This is a genomic window from Pseudomonas sp. P7758 (assembly GCF_013386485.1).
In the GTDB taxonomy this organism is placed as follows: Bacteria; Pseudomonadota; Gammaproteobacteria; order Pseudomonadales; family Pseudomonadaceae; genus Aquipseudomonas.
On record NZ_JACARS010000009.1, the window covers coordinates 1 to 21,579 of the forward strand.

Annotated in this window: 16 protein-coding genes and 2 pseudogenes; 5 read left to right on the forward strand and 13 right to left on the reverse strand. The window is 62.3% G+C overall.

Annotated features, from left to right (window positions below; all coding sequences use genetic code 11):
• From HX873_RS01795 to HX873_RS01850, 12 genes and pseudogenes are all read right to left on the reverse strand, one after another.
• A partial coding sequence (locus tag HX873_RS01795; protein ID WP_371318389.1) for a 7TM diverse intracellular signaling domain-containing protein occupies positions 1–1,041 on the reverse strand: 1,041 nt, incomplete at its 3' end.
• A gap of 102 nt (positions 1,042–1,143) precedes the next feature.
• Positions 1,144–2,338, reverse strand: a pseudogene (gene purD / locus HX873_RS01800) (phosphoribosylamine--glycine ligase).
• A gap of 139 nt (positions 2,339–2,477) precedes the next feature.
• A complete protein-coding gene (purH, locus tag HX873_RS01805; protein WP_008439025.1) occupies positions 2,478–4,085 on the reverse strand; it encodes a bifunctional phosphoribosylaminoimidazolecarboxamide formyltransferase/IMP cyclohydrolase in 1,608 nt (535 codons plus the stop codon).
• Positions 4,086–4,166: 81 nt separating this feature from the next.
• Positions 4,167–4,487, reverse strand: a complete 321-nt coding sequence (fis, locus tag HX873_RS01810; RefSeq protein WP_003186237.1) for a DNA-binding transcriptional regulator Fis — start codon at positions 4,485–4,487, stop codon at positions 4,167–4,169.
• A complete protein-coding gene (gene dusB / locus HX873_RS01815; RefSeq protein WP_003217321.1) occupies positions 4,484–5,497 on the reverse strand; it encodes a tRNA dihydrouridine synthase DusB in 1,014 nt (337 codons plus the stop codon). The genes fis and dusB overlap by 4 nt, the downstream gene beginning before the upstream one ends.
• 185 nt (positions 5,498–5,682) lie before the next feature.
• Complete coding sequence (locus HX873_RS01820; RefSeq protein ID WP_177122288.1) at positions 5,683–6,945, reverse strand: DUF3426 domain-containing protein; 1,263 nt, start codon at positions 6,943–6,945, stop codon at positions 5,683–5,685.
• A 30-nt stretch (positions 6,946–6,975) separates the two neighbouring features.
• Complete coding sequence (gene prmA, locus HX873_RS01825) at positions 6,976–7,854, reverse strand: 50S ribosomal protein L11 methyltransferase (protein ID WP_003217316.1); 879 nt, start codon at positions 7,852–7,854, stop codon at positions 6,976–6,978.
• A 288-nt stretch (positions 7,855–8,142) separates the two neighbouring features.
• Positions 8,143–9,504, reverse strand: a complete 1,362-nt coding sequence (gene accC, locus HX873_RS01830) for an acetyl-CoA carboxylase biotin carboxylase subunit (protein ID WP_003217312.1) — start codon at positions 9,502–9,504, stop codon at positions 8,143–8,145.
• Positions 9,505–9,521: 17 nt separating this feature from the next.
• Entirely contained in the window at positions 9,522–9,983 is a 462-nt protein-coding gene (gene accB, locus HX873_RS01835) for an acetyl-CoA carboxylase biotin carboxyl carrier protein (RefSeq protein WP_003217309.1), read from the reverse strand.
• Between the two features lie 25 nt (positions 9,984–10,008).
• Entirely contained in the window at positions 10,009–10,464 is a 456-nt protein-coding gene (aroQ, locus tag HX873_RS01840; RefSeq protein WP_003217307.1) for a type II 3-dehydroquinate dehydratase, read from the reverse strand.
• A gap of 264 nt (positions 10,465–10,728) precedes the next feature.
• Positions 10,729–11,223, reverse strand: a pseudogene (locus HX873_RS31980) (methyl-accepting chemotaxis protein); the annotation flags it as partial.
• 1,519 nt (positions 11,224–12,742) lie between these two features.
• The gene (locus HX873_RS01850) at positions 12,743–14,413 is read right to left on the reverse strand and encodes a PleD family two-component system response regulator (RefSeq protein ID WP_008439016.1); all 1,671 of its coding nucleotides are present in this window, start codon (positions 14,411–14,413) and stop codon (positions 12,743–12,745) included.
• A 274-nt stretch (positions 14,414–14,687) separates the two neighbouring features.
• Here HX873_RS01850 and HX873_RS01855 point away from each other — a divergent pair, with 274 nt between their 5' ends.
• The 5 genes from HX873_RS01855 to HX873_RS01875 all read left to right on the forward strand — a co-directional run bounded on the left by HX873_RS01855 (position 14,688) and on the right by HX873_RS01875 (position 20,134).
• A complete protein-coding gene (locus tag HX873_RS01855; protein WP_003217301.1) occupies positions 14,688–15,755 on the forward strand; it encodes a DUF2333 family protein in 1,068 nt (355 codons plus the stop codon).
• A 2-nt stretch (positions 15,756–15,757) separates the two neighbouring features.
• On the forward strand, positions 15,758–16,294 hold the full coding sequence (locus HX873_RS01860) for an NUDIX hydrolase (RefSeq protein WP_008439015.1): 537 nt from the start codon (positions 15,758–15,760) through the stop codon (positions 16,292–16,294).
• A gap of 297 nt (positions 16,295–16,591) precedes the next feature.
• Complete coding sequence (locus HX873_RS01865) at positions 16,592–16,963, forward strand: translation initiation factor Sui1 (RefSeq protein ID WP_003217297.1); 372 nt, start codon at positions 16,592–16,594, stop codon at positions 16,961–16,963.
• 212 nt (positions 16,964–17,175) lie between these two features.
• Positions 17,176–19,089, forward strand: a complete 1,914-nt coding sequence (gene speA / locus HX873_RS01870; RefSeq protein WP_003217295.1) for an arginine decarboxylase — start codon at positions 17,176–17,178, stop codon at positions 19,087–19,089.
• A 181-nt stretch (positions 19,090–19,270) separates the two neighbouring features.
• Positions 19,271–20,134, forward strand: coding sequence for an alpha/beta hydrolase (locus HX873_RS01875; RefSeq protein ID WP_134325668.1), 864 nt, complete (start codon positions 19,271–19,273; stop codon positions 20,132–20,134).
• On the opposite strand, the gene HX873_RS01880 is transcribed toward HX873_RS01875, so the two are convergent.
• A complete protein-coding gene (locus HX873_RS01880; protein ID WP_177039731.1) occupies positions 20,118–21,464 on the reverse strand; it encodes an MATE family efflux transporter in 1,347 nt (448 codons plus the stop codon). The genes HX873_RS01875 and HX873_RS01880 overlap by 17 nt on opposite strands.
• Positions 21,465–21,579: the final 115 nt, after the last annotated feature.

Below are 21,579 nucleotides of genomic sequence, written 5' to 3' on the forward strand. Positions count from 1 at the left end.
CACCAGCGTCAGGCCCAGCAAGGCCGGGAGAATAATCAGCGTGCCGATGTTGAAGATCACCATCGCCAGCATGAACAGGCGCGCCGGGCGGTAGCCCTTTTGCCAGTGATAGGCCGAGACGAACAACATGCTCAGGCCGGCCAGCGCCACCAGGGCGTAGGTGATGATGTTCAGGGGCAAGGTGTTGACGAACAGCAGCAACAGGCCGGTCAGGACGATCAGCAGGATATCGGCCATCAACAGCTTGTTCAGCGGATGCGGGCCCAGTGGCGCAAAGAAGCGGTAGGCAAACATCAGCCCGCACGGCGCGGTCAGCAGCAGGGCGAGGTAGGCACCGGGGGTTTGTACCGCGTGCCAGTTCGGCAACCACGGGCCCAGCACGTTGAGCAGCAGCGCAAGGCTGAGCAGCAACAGCAATTCGCAGGCGGCGAGCCACAGGCTGCTGCGGGAGCGATGGTAGGCGTAGCGGGTGAGGTTGTGCAGGATCAGCATCACCAGGCAACCGAACAGCAGCCCGTAGATCAGCGTCTGGTTCTGGTTGGCCGCAGCCAGCACGGCCGGCTCAAGGGTGATGTAGGGGCGCAGTTCGTGTTCCGAGACCATGCGCAGGTACACGTCCAGCGGCTTCTGGCTTTGCGGCATCGGCAGCATGAAGTCGCTGCTGGGCAGCGGGCGCTCGGCCTGGGGCTGGCGGGTGCCGGTAGCTTCCTGCTCCACCAGGGTGTCGCCGTCGAGTACATACAGGTTCAGGTGTGACAGGTCAGGGGCGAATACCCGCAGCACTTGCTCGTGTTTGCCGGGTTGCAGCCTGAAGCGTACCCACAACGCACCGTCCGGTTGCGCGGCGGTAATCCGGTCCAGTTCGATGGGGCTGAATTGATTGATGTAGCGGGGCGAGCGGATATCGCTCAGTTGCAGATCGGCCTGTTCATCAAGCAATACTGCCCAGCCACTGCCTTGTGCGGCGGCCTGGGCCGGGAGCAAGCAGAGCAAGGTCAGCAGACTGACAGTGAAACCTATGGCGATCCTGAGCCAGCGCACGGCGAAATCCCTTCGTAGGTTGATGCATGGGTATAACTATGCGCGGGGCCACAAGCGTAGGGCAAGGGCCAGAGGCCCCTGCCTAACCGAACGGATAGCTGTTTACTGACTTTCGCCACGCTCACGGGCAATGGCGCGGTAGCCAATGTCGGTGCGGTAGAAGCAGCCTTTCCAGTCGATCTTCGCCGCCAGCTTGTAAGCCTGTTGCTGAGCGGCATCTACGCTGCTGCCCATGGCGGTTGCGCACAGTACGCGACCACCGGCGGNNGTCGGCCGGGTAGCCGCCGGCGGCCAGCACGATGCCGACGCTCGGGCGCGGGTCCCACTGGGCTTCGACCTTGTCCAGGGCCTGGGCCAGCGCAGCTTCAACCAACAGCACCAGGCTCGATTGCAGGCGCAGCATCACCGGTTGGGTTTCCGGGTCGCCGAAGCGGCAGTTGAACTCGATGACTTTCGGATTGCCGGCCTTGTCGATCATCAAGCCGGCGTACAGGAAACCGGTGTATACATTGCCTTCATCGGCCATGCCGCGCACGGTTGGCCAGATGACCAGGTCCATCACGCGCTTGTGCACTTCGGCGGTAACCACTGGCGCCGGGGAGTAGGCGCCCATGCCGCCGGTGTTCGGGCCGCTGTCGCCGTCACCCACACGTTTGTGGTCCTGGCTGGTGGCCATCGGCAGTACGTTCTTGCCGTCGACCATCACGATGAAGCTGGCTTCTTCGCCGTCGAGGAACTCTTCGATCACCACGCGCGAACCGGCTTCACCGAAAGCGTTGCCGGCGAGCATGTCGCGCACGGCGTCTTCGGCTTCAGCCAGGGTCATTGCGACGATCACGCCTTTACCGGCGGCCAGGCCGTCGGCCTTGATCACGATCGGTGCACCGACTTCACGCAGGTAGGCCAGGGCCGGCTCGATCTCGGTGAAGTTCTGGTAGTCGGCGGTCGGGATCTTGTGGCGCGCCAGGAAATCCTTGGTGAAGGCTTTCGAGCCTTCCAGCTGGGCAGCGCCGGCGGTTGGGCCGAAGCAGTCCAGGCCGCGGCTGCGGAACAGGTCCACAACGCCAGCTACCAAGGGCACTTCCGGGCCGACGATGGTCAGGGAAACGTTTTTCTCGGCAAAGTCCGCCAGTTGCTCAAGGGCCAACACGTCGATGGCGACGTTTTCGCACTTGGCTTCAATGGCGGTACCGGCGTTGCCGGGGGCGACGAAAACTTTCTGGACACGTGGGTCCTGGGCAACTTTCCAGGCCAGGGCGTGTTCACGGCCACCGCTGCCAATGATCAAAACATTCATTTCAAAAAACCTCGGATGACGCTGAATTCTGACCGTTCCCACGCTCTGCGTGGGAATGCCTCTTGTGACGCTCTGCGTCACGCTTTGGGACGCGGAGCGTCCCGGGCTGCATTCCCACGCAGAGCGTGGGAACGAGCAATCAGTGACGGAAGTGGCGCATGCCGGTGAAGACCATGGCAATGCCGGCTTCATCAGCCGCTGCAATCACTTCTGCGTCACGCATCGAGCCGCCCGGTTGGATCACGGCGGTAACACCGGCTTTCGCGGCGTTGTCCAGGCCATCACGGAACGGGAAGAATGCGTCGGACGCCATCACCGAACCGGCGACCTGCAGGCCGGCATGTTCTGCCTTGATCGCAGCGATGCGTGCCGAATTCACGCGGCTCATCTGGCCCGCGCCGACACCGATGGTCTGGCGGTTCTTGGCGTAGACGATGGCGTTGGACTTAACGTACTTGGCGACTTTCCAGGCGAAGATCAGGTCGTTGATTTCCTGTTCGGTCGGGGCGCGCTTGGTCACCACTTTCAGATCGGCGCTGCCGATCATGCCGATGTCGCGGCTCTGTACCAGCAAGCCGCCGTTGACGCGCTTGTAGTCCCAGGCAGCGGCACGCTCGGCCGACCACTCGCCGCACGCCAGCAGGCGCACATTGGCCTTGGCGGCAACGATGGCGCGAGCCTCTTCACTGACGGATGGCGCGATGATCACTTCAACGAACTGACGCTCGACGATCGCCTTGGCGGTCTCGGCGTCCAGCTCACGGTTGAAGGCGATGATGCCGCCGAAGGCCGACTCGGTGTCGGTGGCGTAGGCCAGTTCGTAGGCCTGGCGGATACCGCCTTCAGCGTCCGGGCTCACGGCCACGCCGCACGGGTTGGCGTGCTTGACGATCACGCAGGCTGGCTTGACGAAGCTCTTCACACATTCCAGCGCGGCGTCGGTGTCGGCCACGTTGTTGTAGGACAGCTCTTTGCCTTGCAGTTGGGTCGCGGTGGCGATGCCGACTTCAGCAGGCTTGGCCTCAACGTAGAACGCCGCGCTCTGGTGCGGGTTCTCGCCGTAGCGCATTTCCTGGGCCTTGATGAACTGGCTGTTGAAGGTGCGCGGGAACTGGCTGCGACCTTCTGTGCTGAGGGTTTCAGCGGCCTGGTTCACGGTGCCCATGTAGTTGGCGATCATGCCGTCGTAGGCCGCGGTGTGTTCGAAGGCCTTGAGCATCAGGTCGAAGCGCTGGGCGTAGGTCAGGCCGCCGGCTTTCAGGCTTTCCAGTACGTTGGCGTAGTCGCTGGCGTTCACCACGATGGCCACGTCTTTGTGGTTCTTGGCTGCCGAGCGAACCATGGTCGGGCCGCCGATATCGATGTTTTCGATGGCGGTCGGCAGGTCGCAGCCTGGCTTGTTGATGGTGGCTTCGAACGGGTACAGGTTAACGGCCACCAGGTCGATCGGCTTGATGCCGTGCTCGCTCATGATGGCGTCGTCGATACCGCGACGACCGAGGATCCCGCCGTGGATTTTCGGGTGCAGGGTCTTGACCCGACCGTCCATCATCTCTGCGAAACCGGTGTAGTCCGCCACTTCCACTGCGGCCACGCCGTTGTCCTGCAGCAGTTTGAAGGTCCCGCCGGTGGAGAGAATCTCCACGCCCAGGGCTTCCAGCTCCCGGGCAAATTCGAGGATCCCGGTCTTGTCGGAGACACTGATCAAGGCACGGCGGATCGGCAGGCGGGTAGTCTGGTCGGTCATTTCAATTTCCATCAAAAGCAAAGGAGTCAGCAAAAAAGGCGTCCGTTTTTACGCGGGCGCCTTTCTGGTTTGATTGAATGCTTACAGCAAATCGTACTGCTTGAGTTTCTTGCGCAGCGTGCCACGGTTCAGACCGAGCAGCTCACTGGCCTTGGTCTGGTTGCCCTTGACGTAGTTCATCACGCTTTCGAGCAACGGCGCTTCGACTTCGGAGAGCACCAGGTTGTACACGTCCGTGACGGCAGCGCCCTCAAGGTGGGCGAAATAATTGTGCAGCGCCTTCTCGACACTCCCGCGAAGGGTCTGGCCTTCTTCGCTCGGCGTGTTGAGGTGCTGTTTCAAATTGACGTTGTCGCTCACGGGTGTTGTTCCACTCACTAAAGTCTCGGTCATCATCGTCATGCGGCCACCCCTTCTCCGTCCCCTGTCACCAGGCTCTTGTAACGCTCGGAGAAGAACTCACGAACGTTGGCGCACTGTGCTTCCGTATCATCCAAACGATTGAAGTGGGCGCGAAACTCCCTGGCGCCCGGCAAGGTTGCGAGATACCAGCCCACATGCTTGCGAGCAATGCGTACTCCCATCACGTCTCCGTAGAAGGCGTGCAGGGCGGCCAGATGCTCTAGCAGAATACGTTCCACCTCGATCAGCTCCGGTGCCGGCAAGGTTTCGCCGGTACGCAGAAAATGCTCGATCTCACGAAAAATCCACGGCCGCCCCTGGGCAGCCCGGCCAATCAACAGGCCATCGGCGCCGGTCGCGTGCAGCACGCGCCGGGCTTTCTCGGCTGAGTCGATGTCGCCGTTGGCAAAGACGGGAATCGACACCGCCTGCTTGATCGCGGCAATGGTGTCGTACTCGGCTTCACCGGTGTAAAGGTCGGCGCGGGTGCGGCCATGCACCGCCAGCGCTGTAATGCCCGCCTGCTCGGCGATCTTCGCCACCGTCAGGCCATTCTTGTTGTCCCGGTCCCAACCGGTGCGGATCTTCAGGGTGACCGGCACATCCACTGCAGCGACAACGGCATGCAGGATCTCGCTCACCAACTGCTCATCCTTCAACAGGGCAGAACCTGCGGCCTTGTTGCAGACCTTCTTGGCCGGGCAACCCATGTTGATATCAATAATCTGCGCCCCCAACTCCACGTTGGCCCGGGCCGCATCCGCCAGCATCTGCGCATCACCGCCGGCGATCTGTACCGAGCGGGGCTCGGGATCACCTTCGTGGATCATGCGCATCCGCGATTTGCGGGTGTTCCATAGGCTCATGTCGCTGGTGACCATTTCCGAGACTACAAGCCCTGCGCCCAAACGCTTGCAAAGCTGACGAAAGGGCTGGTCGGTGACGCCCGCCATCGGGGCGAGGATCAAGCCGTTGTGCAATGTGTATGGGCCGATGCGTACCGCCGACATAGGACTTCCCTGTTGTGGGGCCGGATCATTAGAGTTCGAAAAAGGGTTGGCATGATACCCGCTCTCGATGACTGGATAAAGGCTGAATTGGATAAAATCTGAGCAGTTATTTTCTTATCGCCGCAGGTTTGGTCAAAGGCGATGCAGTCAATAATCTGCCGTCAAGCACCGGCCAGGCAGCCGTTTCACTCGGGGGAGTGGAAGCTCAGGCTGTAATTCACCGCTTTGTTGCCCGGGTCGAGGATGTCCAGGGCAATGTGGATCGGCGTCTGGGAGGGCATCTCGGTCACGCCTGCCAACTCGCCGCTGAGGTATTCGGCGGGTTTGAAGCGACGACTGGCGATCATATTCCCGTTCATGTCGGCAAAGCGTAGCTCCAGCAGCGGGAACGGTTGGGAGAATGTCGCGCGGTTATAGATGATCGCGTCCACCACCAGGGCACCGGCAAACTCCGGGTGGCTGCGCACCACCAGGTTGCTGCTCTTGATGTGGGCGATATCGACCCGGGATGGCACGGTGCAGCCCAGTTTCGGGCACAGTTCCTGAAACCATGGGCGGTAGGCGTCCTGGCGTGCCAGGTCGTCGAATTGGTAGGCGACGTATTGTCCCGCCAGGCCGGCGGCGGCCAGCAGCACCAGCAAGCCCCAGAACAGGCGGCGGCCCCAGCCGGAGGAGCGCTTCCGGGAATACAGGTGCAGCGGGTCGTCTTCCAGGTCCGAAAGCAGGTCGTCGTGGGCGCCAGCCTCGGGGCGAGGGCGCTTGCGTTTGGGCTGCGGGCGTTCCGGTTGTTCGGGTTCCGGCTCGTCTGCTACGGCGGTTACCGGTGGGTCGAGTTCGTCATCGGTGGTGCTTGTGTGCAGCGGTGGTTCGTCGTCCGGCTCGACCGCTTCAAACGACATCGACGGTTCGGTGCGCTTGGGTTTGCCTGGGCTTGCCTTGGCCGGTTGCGGTTCGTCGTCGACCATTTGCGGGGCTTGGGCCCGTTCATCCCGGGGTTCGCTGAACAGGCTGGAGGCCCATTGCTCTTCCTCGGCCTTGGCCGTGTCACGGCTGGCGCTGAGGGCATCTTCCTTTTGCCGACGATCGGCGCCGGGCTGGCGACGGTCGGCACCCACGGGTTGGGTGTGCTGGATTTCGCGACGTTCCAGCTTGGCCAGTTCTACGTCGAGGTCCAGGTTATCCAGGTCCAGCTCTTCGGCGGTCCATTGCTTCTGGCTGATGGCTCGCGGCGCTTGGGGTGGCGGTTCTACGGCTGCCGGCGGCTCTGCCGCAGGTGGTGCCTGGGGCGCGGGCGCATTGGCGCGCTGCTCCAGCAGTTGGCGAGCGGCATTGAACACTTGCAGGCACGACCCACAGCGCACCACGCCACGGGCCACGCTCAATTGAGCGTGGTTGACGCGAAAGCGTGCTTGGCAGTGTGGGCACTGGGTGACGAAACTGTCGGTCATGCGGCCATCCGATTCATGCAGGCGCTCATTCTAGCGCCGACGACCACTGATGCGTACCCAGCCATCGCGGTTGGCGATCGGATCCAGCTCAAAATCCTGGGCGTAGGCGGCGGCAACATCTTCGCCCTGTTCGGCGAGGATGCCCGACAGCGCCAGGCGGCCGCCCGGCTTGACCAGGCTCGACAGCTGCGGCGCCAGGGAAACCAGTGGCCCGGCGAGGATATTGGCCACCAGCACGTCGGCCTGCACCTGGGGCAATTGCTCCGGCAGGTACAGCGGGAATTTCTCTTCAGCGATGTTATTGCGCCCGGCGTTATCGCGGGAGGCTTCCAGGGCTTGCACGTCGATATCGGTGCCGACCGCTTCCTTGGCGCCCAGCAGCAGGGCGGCGATCGCCAGGATCCCCGAACCGCAGCCGAAGTCCAGCACGTTGCAGTCTTTCAGGTCCTGGCCATCGAGCCATTCCAGGCACAGCGCGGTGGTGGGGTGGGTGCCGGTGCCGAACGCCAGGCCCGGGTCCAGCAGCAGGTTCACGGCGTCAGGCTCGGGGGCGGCGTGCCAGCTCGGCACGATCCACAGGCGCTGGCCAAAACGCATTGGCTGGAAGTTGTCCATCCAGCTGCGTTCCCAGTCCTGGTCTTCGATGATTTCGCTGTGATGCTCCGGCAGCGGGCCGCCGGTGAGCAGTTCCATGTGGGCCAGGACGCTGGCGGCATCGGTGCCGTCTTCGAACAGGGCCAGCAGATGGGTGTGGGACCACAGCGGGGTGGTGTTGAGCTCGGGTTCGAAGATCGGCTGGTCTTCGGCGTCCATGAAGGTCACCGACACGGCGCCCACTTCGAGGAACGCGTCTTCGTAGGTTTCGGCTTGTTCTGGGCTGATGGCGAGACGGACTTGCAGCCAAGGCATGGCGGGCACCTTTGAAAAAATGAGTGTGCAGCGGGGTAGGGCTGCGAAAGACGCGCAAGTTTACGCGAGCGAACAGCAGAAGACGACTGTACTGCTGGTGTACACAGAACAAAATGTGGGAGCGGGCTTGCTCGCGAATGCGGTGTGTCAGTAATGGATGTGTTGACTGGCACACCGCATTCGCGAGCAAGCCCGCTCCCACAAGGGGAATGTATCCATCCAGAAAAATCGGGTGGGCAGAAACAACAAAACCGCCCGAAGGCGGCTTTGTTGGGTGGAGCACTTCGCTTACTGATTAGCCAGCTTGTGTTCCAGGTAGTGAATGTTCACACCACCTTCGCAGAAGCCTTCATCGCGAACCAGGTCCCGATGCAGCGGGATGTTGGTCTTGATGCCGTCTACCACGATTTCGTCCAGAGCATTACGCATACGGGCCATGGCCTCGTCGCGGGTGGCGCCCCAGGTGATCAGCTTGCCGATCAGCGAGTCGTAGTTGGACGGAACCTTGTAGCCGCTGTACAGGTGCGAATCCACACGTACGCCGTTGCCGCCGGGCGCGTGGAAATGCTTGACCAGGCCAGGGCTTGGGATAAAGGTTTTCGGGTCTTCGGCGTTGATCCGGCACTCCAGGGAGTGGCCGTGGATCTTCACATCATCCTGGGTAAACGACAGCTTGTTGCCAGCGGCGATGCTCAGCATCTCCTTGACGATGTCGATACCGGTGACCATCTCCGAAACCGGATGCTCTACCTGCACACGAGTGTTCATCTCGATGAAGTAGAAACGGCCGTTCTCGTACAGGAACTCGAAAGTGCCCGCGCCACGGTAGTTGATGTCGATGCACGCCTTGACGCAGCGAGCCAGTACTTCCTGGCGAGCTGTTTCGTCCAGGCCCGGTGCCGGCGCCTCTTCCAGTACCTTCTGGTGACGGCGTTGCAGCGAGCAATCGCGGTCGCCCAGGTGGATGGCGTGGCCCTGGCCGTCGGACAGTACCTGCACTTCCACGTGACGTGGGTTGGTCAGGTACTTTTCCAGGTAGACCATCGGGTTGCCGAACCAGGCGGCAGCTTCCGAGCGAGTCTGCTTGGCGGCTTCGATCAGTTCTTCTTCCTTGTGCACCACGCGCATGCCGCGACCACCACCGCCACCGGCGGCCTTGATGATCACCGGGTAACCGACTTCGCGACCAATGCGCAGGGCGGTTGCCTCGTCTTCAGGCAGCGGGCCGTCGGAACCTGGAACGGTAGGTACGCCGGCCGCGATCATGGCGTCCTTGGCCGATACCTTGTCGCCCATCAGGCGAATGGTTTCGGCTTTCGGGCCGATGAAGGCAAACCCGGATTTCTCCACCTGTTCGGCGAAATCGGCGTTTTCCGCGAGGAAGCCGTAGCCGGGGTGGATGCCATCAGCGCCGGTCACTTCAGCGGCGGCGATGATGTTCGAGACTTTCAGGTACGAGTTCGTGGCCAGTGGCGGGCCGATGCAGATGCTTTCGTCCGCCAGTTTCACGTGCATCAATTCGGTATCGGCCGTCGAGTAAACAGCGACGGTCTTGATGCCCTCTTCCTTACAGGCGCGCAGGATACGCAGCGCGATCTCGCCGCGGTTGGCGATCAGGACTTTTTGCAGTTTCTTCGCAGGTTTCAACATCGAAGGCGCTCCGCGGTTCAAACGATGGTGAACAGCGGCTGGTCGTACTCAACCGGCTGACCGTTTTCTACCAGGATGGATTCGATGACGCCGGCTTTTTCAGCCGTGATGTGGTTCATCATCTTCATCGCTTCAACGATGCAGATGGTGTCGCCCACTTTCACGGTTGCGCCGACTTCAACGAAGGCTGGCGAGGTCGGTGCCGGGGTGCGGTAGAAGGTACCGACCATTGGCGACTTGACCACGAAACCGTTCAGTTTTGGAGCCGCAGGGGCTTCGGCAGCAGCCGCGACCGGAGCAGCCGCCACGGGTGCAGCGGCCGGAGCCGGCGCTTGCATCTGTGGTGCGTAGAACTGTTGGGCCGGGGTCTTGCTGTGACGGCTGATCCGTACGGACTCCTCGCCTTCCTTGATCTCCAGCTCGTCGATACCGGATTCTTCCAGCAGTTCGATCAGTTTCTTAACTTTACGGATATCCATGAATCATCAACTCCCAAAGGGTCGGTCAGGGGCGCTTGGCCGTGTCTTCAAGCTGTTCCAGGGCGGCCTCCAGGGCCAGTCGGTAACCGCTGGCGCCAAGGCCGCAGATCACTCCTACCGCAACGTCGGAGAAGTAAGAGTGATGGCGGAAAGGTTCGCGTTTGTGCACGTTCGATAAATGCACTTCGATGAATGGGATGCTCACCGCCAGCAGCGCGTCACGTAATGCAACGCTTGTGTGCGTAAAAGCGGCGGGATTGATCAGGATAAAGTCCACGCCTTCGCTGCGCGCGGCATGGATGCGATCAATCAGTTCGTACTCGGCATTGCTTTGCAGGTAGAGCAAATGGTGGCCGGCATCACGTGCCCGTCGTTCCAGATCGAGGTTGATCTGTTCGAGGGTCACTGCCCCGTAGACGCCCGGTTCGCGGGTGCCGAGCAGGTTCAGGTTGGGTCCGTGAAGAACCAGTAAGGTCGCCATCGGCTGTTCCTTGTTATTGATGTGGGCACGGTAGAACCCGGCGACTATGCCGCAAAGGCTTTGTGACTGTCCAGTTCTATGCAGTAGGCAGCACGATTAGCGAGGATTGCGCAAAATATGTGACCGCAAGGCTGAATCCGGTCAGTGTGGGAGCTGGCTTGCCTGCGATGGCGGTGGTTCAGCCGCCACATGCGTTGACGGGTGCGCCGCCTTCGCGAGCAAGCCCGCTCCCACATTTTGATCTTCACAAGACGGGAGAGCCGGTCAGACGCGGAATGCCTGCACGGCGGTGTTGAGTTGCCCGCCTAGTACCAATAAGTGCTCGCCCTGGCGGCGTCCCTGGCCAATTCGCAGCAAGTTGTCCTCGCCCAGCTGGTGAATCCGCTCGCTGTTATCGCGGATTTCACTCACGGCGCCACTTTGCTGGGCCGTCACATCGGCGATCCGCACGGCGGTGTCGGAAATGGTCTGGATCGCCCCGACGATTTCATCCAGCGCGCCGTCAGCCGCCTGGGCTTGTTCGGCAGTGGCCTCGGCGTGTTCGACCTGGGCACGCATGCCTTCCACCGATTGCCGGGCGGCGGTTTGCAGGCCGGCGATCAGGTGCTGGATTTCGGCGGTGGCGCCAGCGGTGCGCTGGGCCAGGGAGCGCACCTCATCGGCCACCACGGCGAACCCGCGCCCGGCTTCACCGGCCCGGGCGGCTTCGATGGCGGCGTTCAGCGCCAGCAGGTTGGTCTGGTCGGCAATCGAGCGAATCACCGTGAGAACGCCGCCGATGGTCGCGGACTCTTCGGCGAGTTTCTCGATCATCTGCGCATTTATCTGCACTTCGCCGACCAATGCGTGCAACCCGGTCAGGCTCAGGCCGATCACCCGTTGGCCCTGCTCGACGGCCTGGCCCGCGCTGCGGCTGGCCTCGGCAGCCTGGCTGGCGTCGCCGGCGACCTGCTGGATAGTCGCTTCCAGTTCGCCCAGGGAATCGCGAATCTGCGCGGTATCACCGGCCTGGCGCTCGGCCCCGTCGTGCATGCCGCTGCTCAACTCCGCCAGCGCGCTGCTGCTGCCGGCCACTTGCTCGGCGTTGCCTCTGATGGTGCCCACCAGGTCCACCAGGTAGGCGCGCAGGCGGTTCAGGGACTCTTCGATATCGTGCAGTTCGCGGTTGGTCTTGCCCAGGGCAATGTGTTGGCTGAAGTCACCTTCGGCCCAGGTGGACAAAGCGGGCGCCAGGTTGGTCAGCACCCGCGCCAGGCGCCGCTGCAAGGTGTCGATCAAGAGGGCGATCAGCAGAATCAGGCCGATCATCACGCCTTGCATCAGCCGCACTTCGCCCTGGATCTGCGCGTGCTGGGCGCGCACCACAGGCTCCAGCCCGGCGATGGCTTGCTGCACGGCGTTGATTTTCAGGTGGGCGGCGGTGGCCAGTTCGGTGCGTTGCTGGATTTGTTCGCGGGTGCGTTTCAGCTCGGCGGGGTAGCGGGTCAGCAGGCTGTTGAGTTCGCGCTTGAGGTCGACGCCGGTGTCCTGGGCCACGGTTTTTTCAGTGTTTTCCAGGCCCATCATGGCCGAGAAATCGTCGGTACTGGACTCGCTGCTGGCGGTCACCCCCAGTAATGGCAGCTGCCCCAGCACGTCAGCCTGGCTGCGGATATTACTGACTTCGCGCTCCACATCGTCGGCCAGTTCGCTGCGCCCGCTGCTCACCAGCTTGTCCCGGGCCAGGGAGAGTTTCGCCAGGTGCTGGGACGCAGCGAGCAACGGCGGCAGATAGCGCGCCGCCTCGGGCGTACTGACGCCGCTGGCGTACTGGTTCAGTTGCTCCAGGTTGGCACCGAGTTCGCGTTCGGCTTGCAGCAACAGGGCTTGCGGGTCGCCGGCCAGCTTACCGGCGGCCAGCAGGTCGGTCTTGCCGAAGGTGTCCAGGTCGGCAAGGCTGGGACGCAGGTTTTGCGCCAGCTCTGCGGGTAACTCATCCAGCTGCTGCAACAGGTTTTCCAGACTCTGGCTGGCGCTGCTCAGGCGCAGGGCGTCGCCGCTGGCGAGGTAATCGTCGATATTGCGCGCGGCCTGGTTCTGGAACGTCTGTGACAGGCCAAGGTAGCGCTCCATCAGCAGGTAAGGCCGTTCCAGGGCACGTTGCGACCACCAGAGCGTAGCGCCCAGGGCCAGGCAAACGGCGACCAGAAGGAGGGTGTTCAGATTCGTCAGCAGCTTCAGGCGCATGCGTGGTTTCAACCGACAGCAGAAGTAAGTGCCTGAAGTTATTGCGTTTCCATTACAGAGTTATGACGGATTCGGTGGATTCCGGTGAAAAGGTGGCACTTTGCTTTGATGCGCGCGCCGACATCACCCGGTTACGCCCGGCATCCTTGGCGCGGTACAGCGCCTCGTCGGCCTGGGCCGCCATCATCAGGCTGTCGGAGCCGTCGCAGAGCTCCACCACGCCGGCACTGAAGGTGCACCACAAATCCTGGGGCTGGGCGGGATAGTGAATCTCGGCAAAGCGCCCGCGAATCTCGTCAAGTACTTGGCAAGCCCTGTCGAGGTCGGTGTCGGGCATCACGATGGCAAATTCTTCGCCGCCGTAACGGCCTATATAGTCGGTCTTGCGCAGGCGCTGCTTGAGAAACAGCGCGAGGCTCTTGATCACCCGGTCGCCCATGGGGTGGCCGTGGCTGTCGTTGACCCGCTTGAAGTGGTCGATGTCGAGCATCGCAAAACTCAGCGGCTTGCTCTCGCGGCGCGCGCGGAAGCTGCAGTCTTCGAGCAGTTGCAGGATGTGGGTGTGGTTGTACAGCCCGGTGAGGCTGTCGCGCACCATCCGCGCCTTGAGGTTGCGTGCCCGCGCGGCGCGGTTGCGTACGGTGGTGATCAGGTGCCGGGGCTTGATCGGCTTGGTGAGGAAGTCGTCGCCGCCTTCGCTCATGGCGTCCAGTTGCTTGTCCAGGTCGTCTTCGGCCGAGAGGTAGATGATCGGCACGCTGACGTAGCGGTCATTGTGACGGATCACCTTGGCCAACTCGGTACCGGTGCAGGCCGGCATATACATGTCGAGGATGATCAGGTCGGGCTGGAAGTCCGCCAGCTCGGCCATGGCCTGGATCGGTTCGATCAGGGTGCGGGTGACGATGCCGGCGCTGTTGAGCAGGCGCTCGGTGTGCATCGCCTGGGCCCGCGAGTCGTCGATGATCAGCACTTTATAAGGTTCGTACTGGGCGACGCAGGTCAGCACTTCGATTTTTTCCAGCAGGCTCGACGCCTCCAGGGTGCCGGTGAGGAACTCCTGGCCGCCGGCGCGCACGGCGGCCAGGCGGGTTGGGGTGTCGGTTTCGTGCAGGCTGAAAAACAGCAGTGGCAGCTTTTGCTCCAGGCCTTCCTGGGCTTCGGCGGCGAGCTTCAGGCCGAGGCCGGCGCCGCAGAAATCCACATCCATCACAATGGCCGCCGGCAAGCGCTCGGCCATGGATGAGCGAAACGCCGCCACGCTGTCGAGGGACTGGGCGCTCAAGCCGAAAAATTCCAGCTGCTTGGCCAGGCGGTCGGCGCGGTCGTGATCGGCCAGCATCACGTAGATCGGCTTGCGCATCGGCGGCAGCAGGGTTTGTTCCAGCTGGTCGCCCTGGCGCAGCCCGGTGCGCGACAGGCGCTGCATCAAACGGTTGAGTTCGGTGATCAGGTGGCTGCTCAGGCGGCCGCGGTTGTCGTCCACCGCCTTGAGTGAAGCGCCGATCTGGTGCGCCAGTTGGCCGTGTTCCGGCTGCTCGAAGCGCTCGGCAAAACGCAGCAGGCGCAGGTTGGCCTCACTGAGCTCGGACAAGTCAGTGGTCGACCATTCGCTGCGTTGCAGGCGCTGCCAGATCTCAAGAATTTGACGTGCCTGATGAATTACCCGCTGGGCAAAATGGTGCTTGAGACGCTCACGGCTGGGGTCTTCTGGCTCGGTCATATCCTGACTACTAGTTAGGCTGCATGCTGAGGTCGAACTGATGGCTCTATGCTAGCACCTCTTTTCCGTTGCACGAGTGTCATACGTCAATTAACTGCAAGGTCGCAGAGATTCATTTATCGACCATGCAGTCGCGCGGGCGTAAACAGCGTGCATCCTTTATAGTCGAACCGCGTACTCGCGCCACCCTGGCTAAAAGCGCCGCACTGCTCGGCACGATGGGGCAGGGTTGTGGTCGTAGCTATTGAACTCAAGTGATTGAAAGGATATCGCCATGCTGGACTGGAAAAACCGCGCAGGCAGTGCAAAGGGCCCGGCCCCTGAAACTAAGTCGGCCCCCCGCAGCTATTTCCGTAACCTGCTGATGAGCCGCGCGTTGCTCTCGCTGGTTGCGTTGTACCTGTTGGTCACCGGTGCCCTGGGTTGGTACTGGAGCGAAGAGCCTGCGTTGTTCCCGGTCCAGCAGAATGCGCAAATTGCCGCCGAGAAGGACGGCAAGCAGATGGTGGTGGGCTTTACCACCGTCGAAACCCTCAAGACGGTGGTGGGCACCCTGCTGAACAAGCCGGGTGGCTACATTTCCAACGACCGTTTCCCGCCGGGCCTGTGGATGGACAACATGCCGAGCTGGGAATACGGCGTACTGGTGCAGGTGCGTGACCTGACCCGTGCCCTGCGCAAGGACTTCGCCCGCTCCCAGTCGCAGTCGGCGGAAGACGCAGACCTGGCCAAGGCCGAACCGCGCTTCAACTTCGACAACAAGAGCTGGGTGCTGCCGTCCAGCGAGTCGGAATACCAGGAAGGCATCAATTCCCTGAGCCGCTACGAAGCGCGCTTGTCCGACCCGAATCAAAAAGGCGCGCTGTTCTATGCACGTGCCGACAACCTCAACAACTGGCTGGGTGATGTGGCGACTCGCCTGGGTTCGCTGTCGCAACGGCTGTCGGCCAGTGTGGGCCGGGTCAAGCTCAACACCGCGCTGAAAACCGAAGCGCTGGCGCCGGGTGAAGTGCCGCAGGTCGACGAAGAAGTGGTGGAAACCCCGTGGATGCAGATCGACAACGTGTTCTACGAAGCCCGCGGCCAGGCCTGGGCCCTGTCGCACCTGCTGCGCGCCATTGAAGTCGACTTCGCCGATGTGCTGGCCAAGAAGAACGCCACCGTCAGCGTGCGCCAGATCATTCGTGAGCTGGAAGCTTCGCAAGAGCCGGTATGGAGCCCGATGATTCTCAACGGCAGTGGCTTTGGCATCCTGGCCAACCATTCGCTGGTCATGGCCAACTATATTTCCCGGGCCAACGCTGCAGTGATCGACCTGCGTCAGCTCCTGAACCAGGGTTGATGATGGACGCTTCCACCAGGGAGGCAGCGCACCGCGCCGCCTCCGACGCCGAACTGATTGCCTGGGTCGACGAGCAGGACAACCTGCTCGGCAGCCTCGTACGTTCCGATCTGCGCCGGCGCGGGCTGATCGGGCGCTGCACCTTTATTTTCCTGTTCAACTCGGCCGGTGAGCTGTGTGTGCACCGGCGCACCCTGAGCAAAGCCATGTACCCGGGTTTCTGGGACACGGCGGCGGGCGGAATGGTGGCGGCCCACGAGTCCTATGCCGAGTCGGCGGCCCGTGAGCTGGAAGAGGAGCTGGGTGTCAGCGGCGTCGAACTGACCGCCCACGATCACTTCTACTTCGAAGACGGCGACAGCCGGCTCTGGTGCACCTCGTTCTCGGCCGTGTGGGACGGGCCGCTGCGAATCCAGCCGGAAGAAGTCATGGAGGCGCGCTTTCTGCCCCTGGCGACGGTGCTTCAGGAGGCCGAGCAAAAGCCCTATTGCCCGGATGCCCAGGAAGGGTTGCGTCGTTATTTGGCCCTGCGTCGCTAAAGTTGCATAAATTGGCGCGATTTGGCTCTTAGCAAGGGGCGTTTTTGCCGTTACACTGCGCGACTTTTCAGGCTGAACCGCTGTTGTTCCACCCTGTAGGAGCGAGCTTGCTCGCGAAAAACGTAAGCACGACGCGTGCTGTCTGAAGGCCCGCGTTATCGTTGACGACCTTCGCGAGCAAGCTCGCTCCTACAGTGGTTTGAACATCGGCGGTTCAGTAGCGCTGCCCCTGCCTGAGTGGGGCTTCGCGGTCGATGACCCCATCGATCAGTCTTTGTCCTCCCAAGAGGATTGCCGGTGGCCAAAAAAGCCGCATCCTTCGCCGCCCTTGGTGGCCTGGTATTTTCCACCGACGCAGGTCGACACTGCCCGGACTGTCGCCAGCCCGTGGACGCTTGTACCTGCAAAACAACCCTGATTCCCGAAGGCGATGGTATTGCCCGCGTTCGTCGCGAGAGCAAGGGCCGTGGCGGCAAGACAGTGACCACCATCACTGGCGTGCCCCTGGCCGAAGAAGCCTTGAAGGAACTGGCCACCACGCTGAAAAAGCGCTGTGGCACCGGTGGCGCCCTGAAAGACGGCGTGATCGAGATCCAGGGCGACCACGTCGAGTTGCTGTTGGCCGAGCTGATCAAGCTGGGTTACAAGGCGAAGAAATCCGGCGGCTAGCAGCCTCTGTGAAAACCACCCCGATAGCCCGCTGGCTGAACGCGAACTGTCGTCCCCATGGTTTTCACAGAGCCTGTTCCTGACCGGTGTCTAAACTCTGTCCTGCAAGTGGGGTCTACCCCTCTCACAGGCAAATCGTCATTTTCATTCTTTAGACTGCGCCAGCCTCTGATCAGGCCGGTGCACTTCGACTTCATTTATAGGGGACTTCGATGTCCGTACGACGCACACGCAAAGACGATGGCAGCCAATGGACAGTTGCGGACAGCCGCAGTGTTTACGGGATTCGCCATTGGGGGGCCGGGTATTTCGCGATCAATGATGCCGGTCGCGTTGAAGTCCGTCCGAACGGCCCGAACAGCACGCCTGTGGACCTGTACGAGCAAGTCGACGAGCTGCGCAAAAGCGGCCTGTCCCTGCCGTTGCTGGTGCGCTTCCCCGACATCCTGCAAGACCGCGTGCGCCAGCTGACCGGCGCGTTCGACTCCAATATCGAGCGCCTGGAATACCAGAGCAAATACACCGCGCTGTACCCGATCAAGGTGAACCAGCAGGAAGCGGTGATCGAGAACATCATCGCCACCCAGGACGTGTCCATTGGCCTGGAAGCCGGCTCCAAGCCCGAGCTGCTGGCCGTGCTGGCCCTGGCGCCGAAAGGCGGCACCATCGTCTGCAACGGTTACAAGGACCGTGAGTTCATCCGCCTCGCGCTGATGGGCCAGAAGCTGGGCCACAACGTGTTCATCGTGATCGAGAAAGAATCCGAAGTCGGCCTGGTGATCGAAGAAGCCGCCAACCTCAAGGTCAAGCCTCAGGTCGGCCTGCGGGTGCGCCTGTCGTCCCTGGCGTCGAGCAAGTGGGCGGACACCGGCGGCGAGAAATCCAAATTCGGTCTGTCGGCGGCGCAATTGTTGTCGGTGGTCGAGCGCTTCCGCGCGGCGGGCCTGGACCAGGGCATCCGCCTGCTGCACTTCCACATGGGTTCGCAGATCGCCAACCTGGCCGACTACCAGCACGGGTTCAAGGAAGCCATTCGTTACTACGGCGAACTGCGCAACCTCGGCCTGCCGGTAGACCACATCGACGTGGGCGGCGGCCTGGGCGTGGACTACGACGGTACCCACTCGCGTAACGCCAGCTCGATCAACTACGACATGGACGACTACGCCGGCGTGGTCGTGGGCATGCTCAAGGAATTCTGCGACGCGCAGAGCCTGCCGCACCCGAACATCTTCTCCGAGAGCGGCCGTTCCCTGACCGCCCACCACGCCATGCTGGTGGTGCAAGTCACTGACGTCGAGAAACACAACGACGACGTGCCGCTGATCGAAAACAAGGAAAGCCTGCCGGAAACCGTGCAATGGCTGGTGGACCTGCTGGGCCCGACCGACATTGAAATGGTCACCGAAACCTACTGGCGCGCCACTCACTACATGAGCGACGTGGCAACCCAGTACGCCGACGGCAAGATCACCCTGGCCGAGAAGGCCTTGGCTGAACAATGCTACTTCGCCGTCTGCCGCCGCCTGCACGACTCGCTGAAAGCCCGTCAGCGTTCCCACCGCCAGGTGCTGGACGAACTCAACGACAAGCTGGCCGACAAATACATCTGCAACTTCTCGGTCTTCCAGAGCCTGCCGGACACCTGGGCCATCGGCCAGGTGCTGCCGATATTGCCGCTGCATCGCCTCGACGAAGAGCCGTTGCGCCGTGCGGTGCTGCAGGATTTGACCTGCGACTCCGACGGCAAGATCAAGCAGTACGTGGATGAGCAAAGCATCGAGACCAGCTTGCCGGTGCACGCTGTGAAAGAAGGCGAGGACTACCTGCTGGGGATCTTCCTGGTGGGTGCCTACCAGGAAATTCTCGGCGACATGCACAACCTGTTCGGTGACACCGACTCGGTGAACATCTACCAGCGTGACGACGGGTCGGTGTACAGCGCCGGGATCGAGACCCACGACACCATCGAAGACATGCTGCGCTACGTGCACTTGTCGCCGGAGGAGTTGATGACTCACTACCGTGACAAGTGCGCCAGCGCGAAGATCACGGCGGCGGAGCGGACTCAGTTCCTGGATGCGTTGCGTCTTGGTTTGACGCGTTCGTCGTACCTGTCCTCGTAAGCACACCGCTTCCAGGCTGACAAAGATCTCAATGTGACAGAGATCCAGTGTGGGAGCGGGCTTGCTCGCGAAGGCGGTGTGTCAGTCGATACATGTGCAGACTGATACACCGCCTTCGCGAGCAAGCCCGCTCCCACATTTGGATCGCCGCAAGTCCTGCAGTTTTTATAGGGCCTGAATAATGTCGAAAAAGCTCCTGCAAGTGTTCACCCTGGCCATCGCGACGCTGCTCGCAGCCTGCTCCCCGATCAAAGTGCTCAACGCACTCACCCCCACCAGCACCTTCACCAAAACCTCCTCCCTCGCCTACGGCGATGACCCCCGCCAGAAACTCGATATCTACCGCCCCGTCACCGCCTTGCCCGACGCGCCCGTCGTGGTGTTTTTCTATGGCGGCAGCTGGAACAGCGGCTCAAAGGATGACTACGGTTTCGTCGGCGAAGCCCTGGCTTCGCGCGGCATCGTGGTGGTGATCGCCGACTACCGGCTTTACCCGCAAGTGCGCTACCCACTGTTTTTGCAGGACGGCGCCCAAGCAGTCGCGTGGGCGTATCAGCACAGTGCCGAATACGGCGGCGATCCCCGCAAGCTGTATGTGATGGGCCACAGTTCCGGTGCCTACAACGCCGCAATGTTGGCGCTGGACCCGCAGTGGCTGGCCGGGGTCGGCCTGTCGCCGTCAGTCTTCAAGGGCTGGATCGGCCTCGCCGGGCCGTATGATTTCCTGCCGATTGAAAACCGTGATGTGCGCCCGGTGTTCTTCTACCCGGACTCGCCGCCCGATTCCCAACCCATCAACCACGTGAGCCAAAGCGCGCCCCCCAGCCTGTTGATTGCTTCGGTGGACGACAACCTGGTCAACCCCAAGCGCAACACCGGCGGGTTGGCGAAAAAGCTGCGAGCGGCGGGTGTGCCGGTGGAGGAGTTCTACTTCACCAAGACCAGCCACGCCACATTGGTGGCGTCGATGTCCCGGCCGCTGCGCTGGCTGGCGCCCGTGCTGGACCGGGTCACGGCGTTTATCACGTTCACGCCGGGCCAGTAAGCCAGCGGTCCTGCTTGTTCAGGCGCCAGGCAATTGCCCACAGCGTCAGGCTGCGCAGGGCCATGAACAACAGGAAGGTTATCCACAAGCCGTGGTTGCCCAGGCCCTGCAAGGCCCAGGCGAAGGGCAGCACAATCACCACCGTCAGCAGCATGCCGTTGCGCATTTCCCGGGCGCGGGTGGCGCCGATGAACAGGCCGTCCAGCAGGTAGCTCCACACGGCGATCAACGGCAGTACGGCGAGGTAGGGCAGGTAGATGTCGGCGGTTTCGCGCACGCTCGGAATATCGGTTTGCATGGCGATAAACAGGTGGCCGAACACGGCGAACAGGATCGCGAAGCCGATACTCGCCAGCAACGACCAACCACAGGCCACCACCAGCGAGCGGCGCAAGGCCTGGCGGTCGTGGGCGCCGATGGCGTGGCCGCACAAGGCTTCCACGGCGTGGGCCAGTCCGTCCAGGGCGTGGGCCGTCAGCAACAGACCATTGAGCAGCAGCGCATTCGCCGCCACCGTGGCATCCCCCAAGCGAGCGCCTTGCACGGTGATCATGAAAAACACTGATTGCAGGGCCAGGCTGCGGATGAAGATATCGCGGTTCACCGCCAGCAGCGGGCGCCAGCTTTGCCACAGCTTGAGCGCGGCCCAGGCGATATGGCCGGGGTAGGCGCGCAGGGCTTTTTGGGTGAGGGCCAGGCCGAGCAGGGCGCCGGTCCATTCGGCGATCACCGAGGCGCGGGCCGAGCCGACCACACCCCAATCCAGACCCAGCACGAACCACAGGTTGAGCGCGATGTTCACAAGGTTGGTGGTCAGCAGAATCGCCAGCGGCGCGCGGGCGTTCTGGGTGCCGAGGAACCAGCCCACCAGCGCATAGCTGGCCAGCGCTGCGGGCAGGCCGAAGAGGCGGGTGTGGAAGAATTCGCGGGTCAGTTGGTTAAGTTCGGGCGAGGGCTGCATCCAGTCCAGCACCAGGCCGCTTAACGGAATGCCGATACTGCCCAGCAACATCGCCAGGCCCAGCGCCAGCAGCAGTCCTTGCAACAGAATCTGCCGCAGCGCGGCGCCATCACCACGCCCGGCGGCCTGGGCGGCAAACCCGGTGGAGCCCATGCGCAGGAAGCCCATGGCCCAGGCGAGGAAGGTGTACAGGCTGGCGCCAACGGCCACGGCGCCGAGTTGGTGGGCGTGGGGCAGGTGGCCGATGACCATGCTGTCCACCAGCGCTACCAGTGGTACGGAGATGTTCGACAAAATCATCGGCGCGGCGAGGGCCCACACGCGGCGGTGGGTGGGGCGGTCGCGCCAGTCGGTTAGCAGGGAAGTCATGCGGGCTCCTTTGGGGAGCGGTAGTGTAACTGTCCATTAGCTGCGCCGCAGGGCCAATGTGGGAGCGGGCTTGCTCGCGAAAGCGGTGTGTCAGTCGCCGGATGTATTGGCTGAT

What these genes read in the sequence shown, in the direction of transcription:
- purH (WP_008439025.1), bottom strand. Translation starts at nt 4,085, where the DNA reads ATGACCGACCAGACTACCCGCCTGCCGATCCGCCGTGCCTTGATCAGT.
- fis (WP_003186237.1), bottom strand. Translation starts at nt 4,487, where the DNA reads ATGACGATGATGACCGAGACTTTAGTGAGTGGAACAACACCCGTGAGC.
- dusB (WP_003217321.1), bottom strand. Translation starts at nt 5,497, where the DNA reads ATGTCGGCGGTACGCATCGGCCCATACACATTGCACAACGGCTTGATC.
- HX873_RS01820 (WP_177122288.1), bottom strand. Translation starts at nt 6,945, where the DNA reads ATGACCGACAGTTTCGTCACCCAGTGCCCACACTGCCAAGCACGCTTT.
- prmA (WP_003217316.1), bottom strand. Translation starts at nt 7,854, where the DNA reads ATGCCTTGGCTGCAAGTCCGTCTCGCCATCAGCCCAGAACAAGCCGAA.
- accC (WP_003217312.1), bottom strand. Translation starts at nt 9,504, where the DNA reads ATGTTGAAACCTGCGAAGAAACTGCAAAAAGTCCTGATCGCCAACCGC.
- accB (WP_003217309.1), bottom strand. Translation starts at nt 9,983, where the DNA reads ATGGATATCCGTAAAGTTAAGAAACTGATCGAACTGCTGGAAGAATCC.
- aroQ (WP_003217307.1), bottom strand. Translation starts at nt 10,464, where the DNA reads ATGGCGACCTTACTGGTTCTTCACGGACCCAACCTGAACCTGCTCGGC.
- HX873_RS01850 (WP_008439016.1), bottom strand. Translation starts at nt 14,413, where the DNA reads ATGACCGAGCCAGAAGACCCCAGCCGTGAGCGTCTCAAGCACCATTTT.
- HX873_RS01855 (WP_003217301.1), top strand. Translation starts at nt 14,688, where the DNA reads ATGCTGGACTGGAAAAACCGCGCAGGCAGTGCAAAGGGCCCGGCCCCT.
- HX873_RS01860 (WP_008439015.1), top strand. Translation starts at nt 15,758, where the DNA reads ATGGACGCTTCCACCAGGGAGGCAGCGCACCGCGCCGCCTCCGACGCC.
- speA (WP_003217295.1), top strand. Translation starts at nt 17,176, where the DNA reads ATGTCCGTACGACGCACACGCAAAGACGATGGCAGCCAATGGACAGTT.
- HX873_RS01875 (WP_134325668.1), top strand. Translation starts at nt 19,271, where the DNA reads ATGTCGAAAAAGCTCCTGCAAGTGTTCACCCTGGCCATCGCGACGCTG.
- HX873_RS01880 (WP_177039731.1), bottom strand. Translation starts at nt 21,464, where the DNA reads ATGACTTCCCTGCTAACCGACTGGCGCGACCGCCCCACCCACCGCCGC.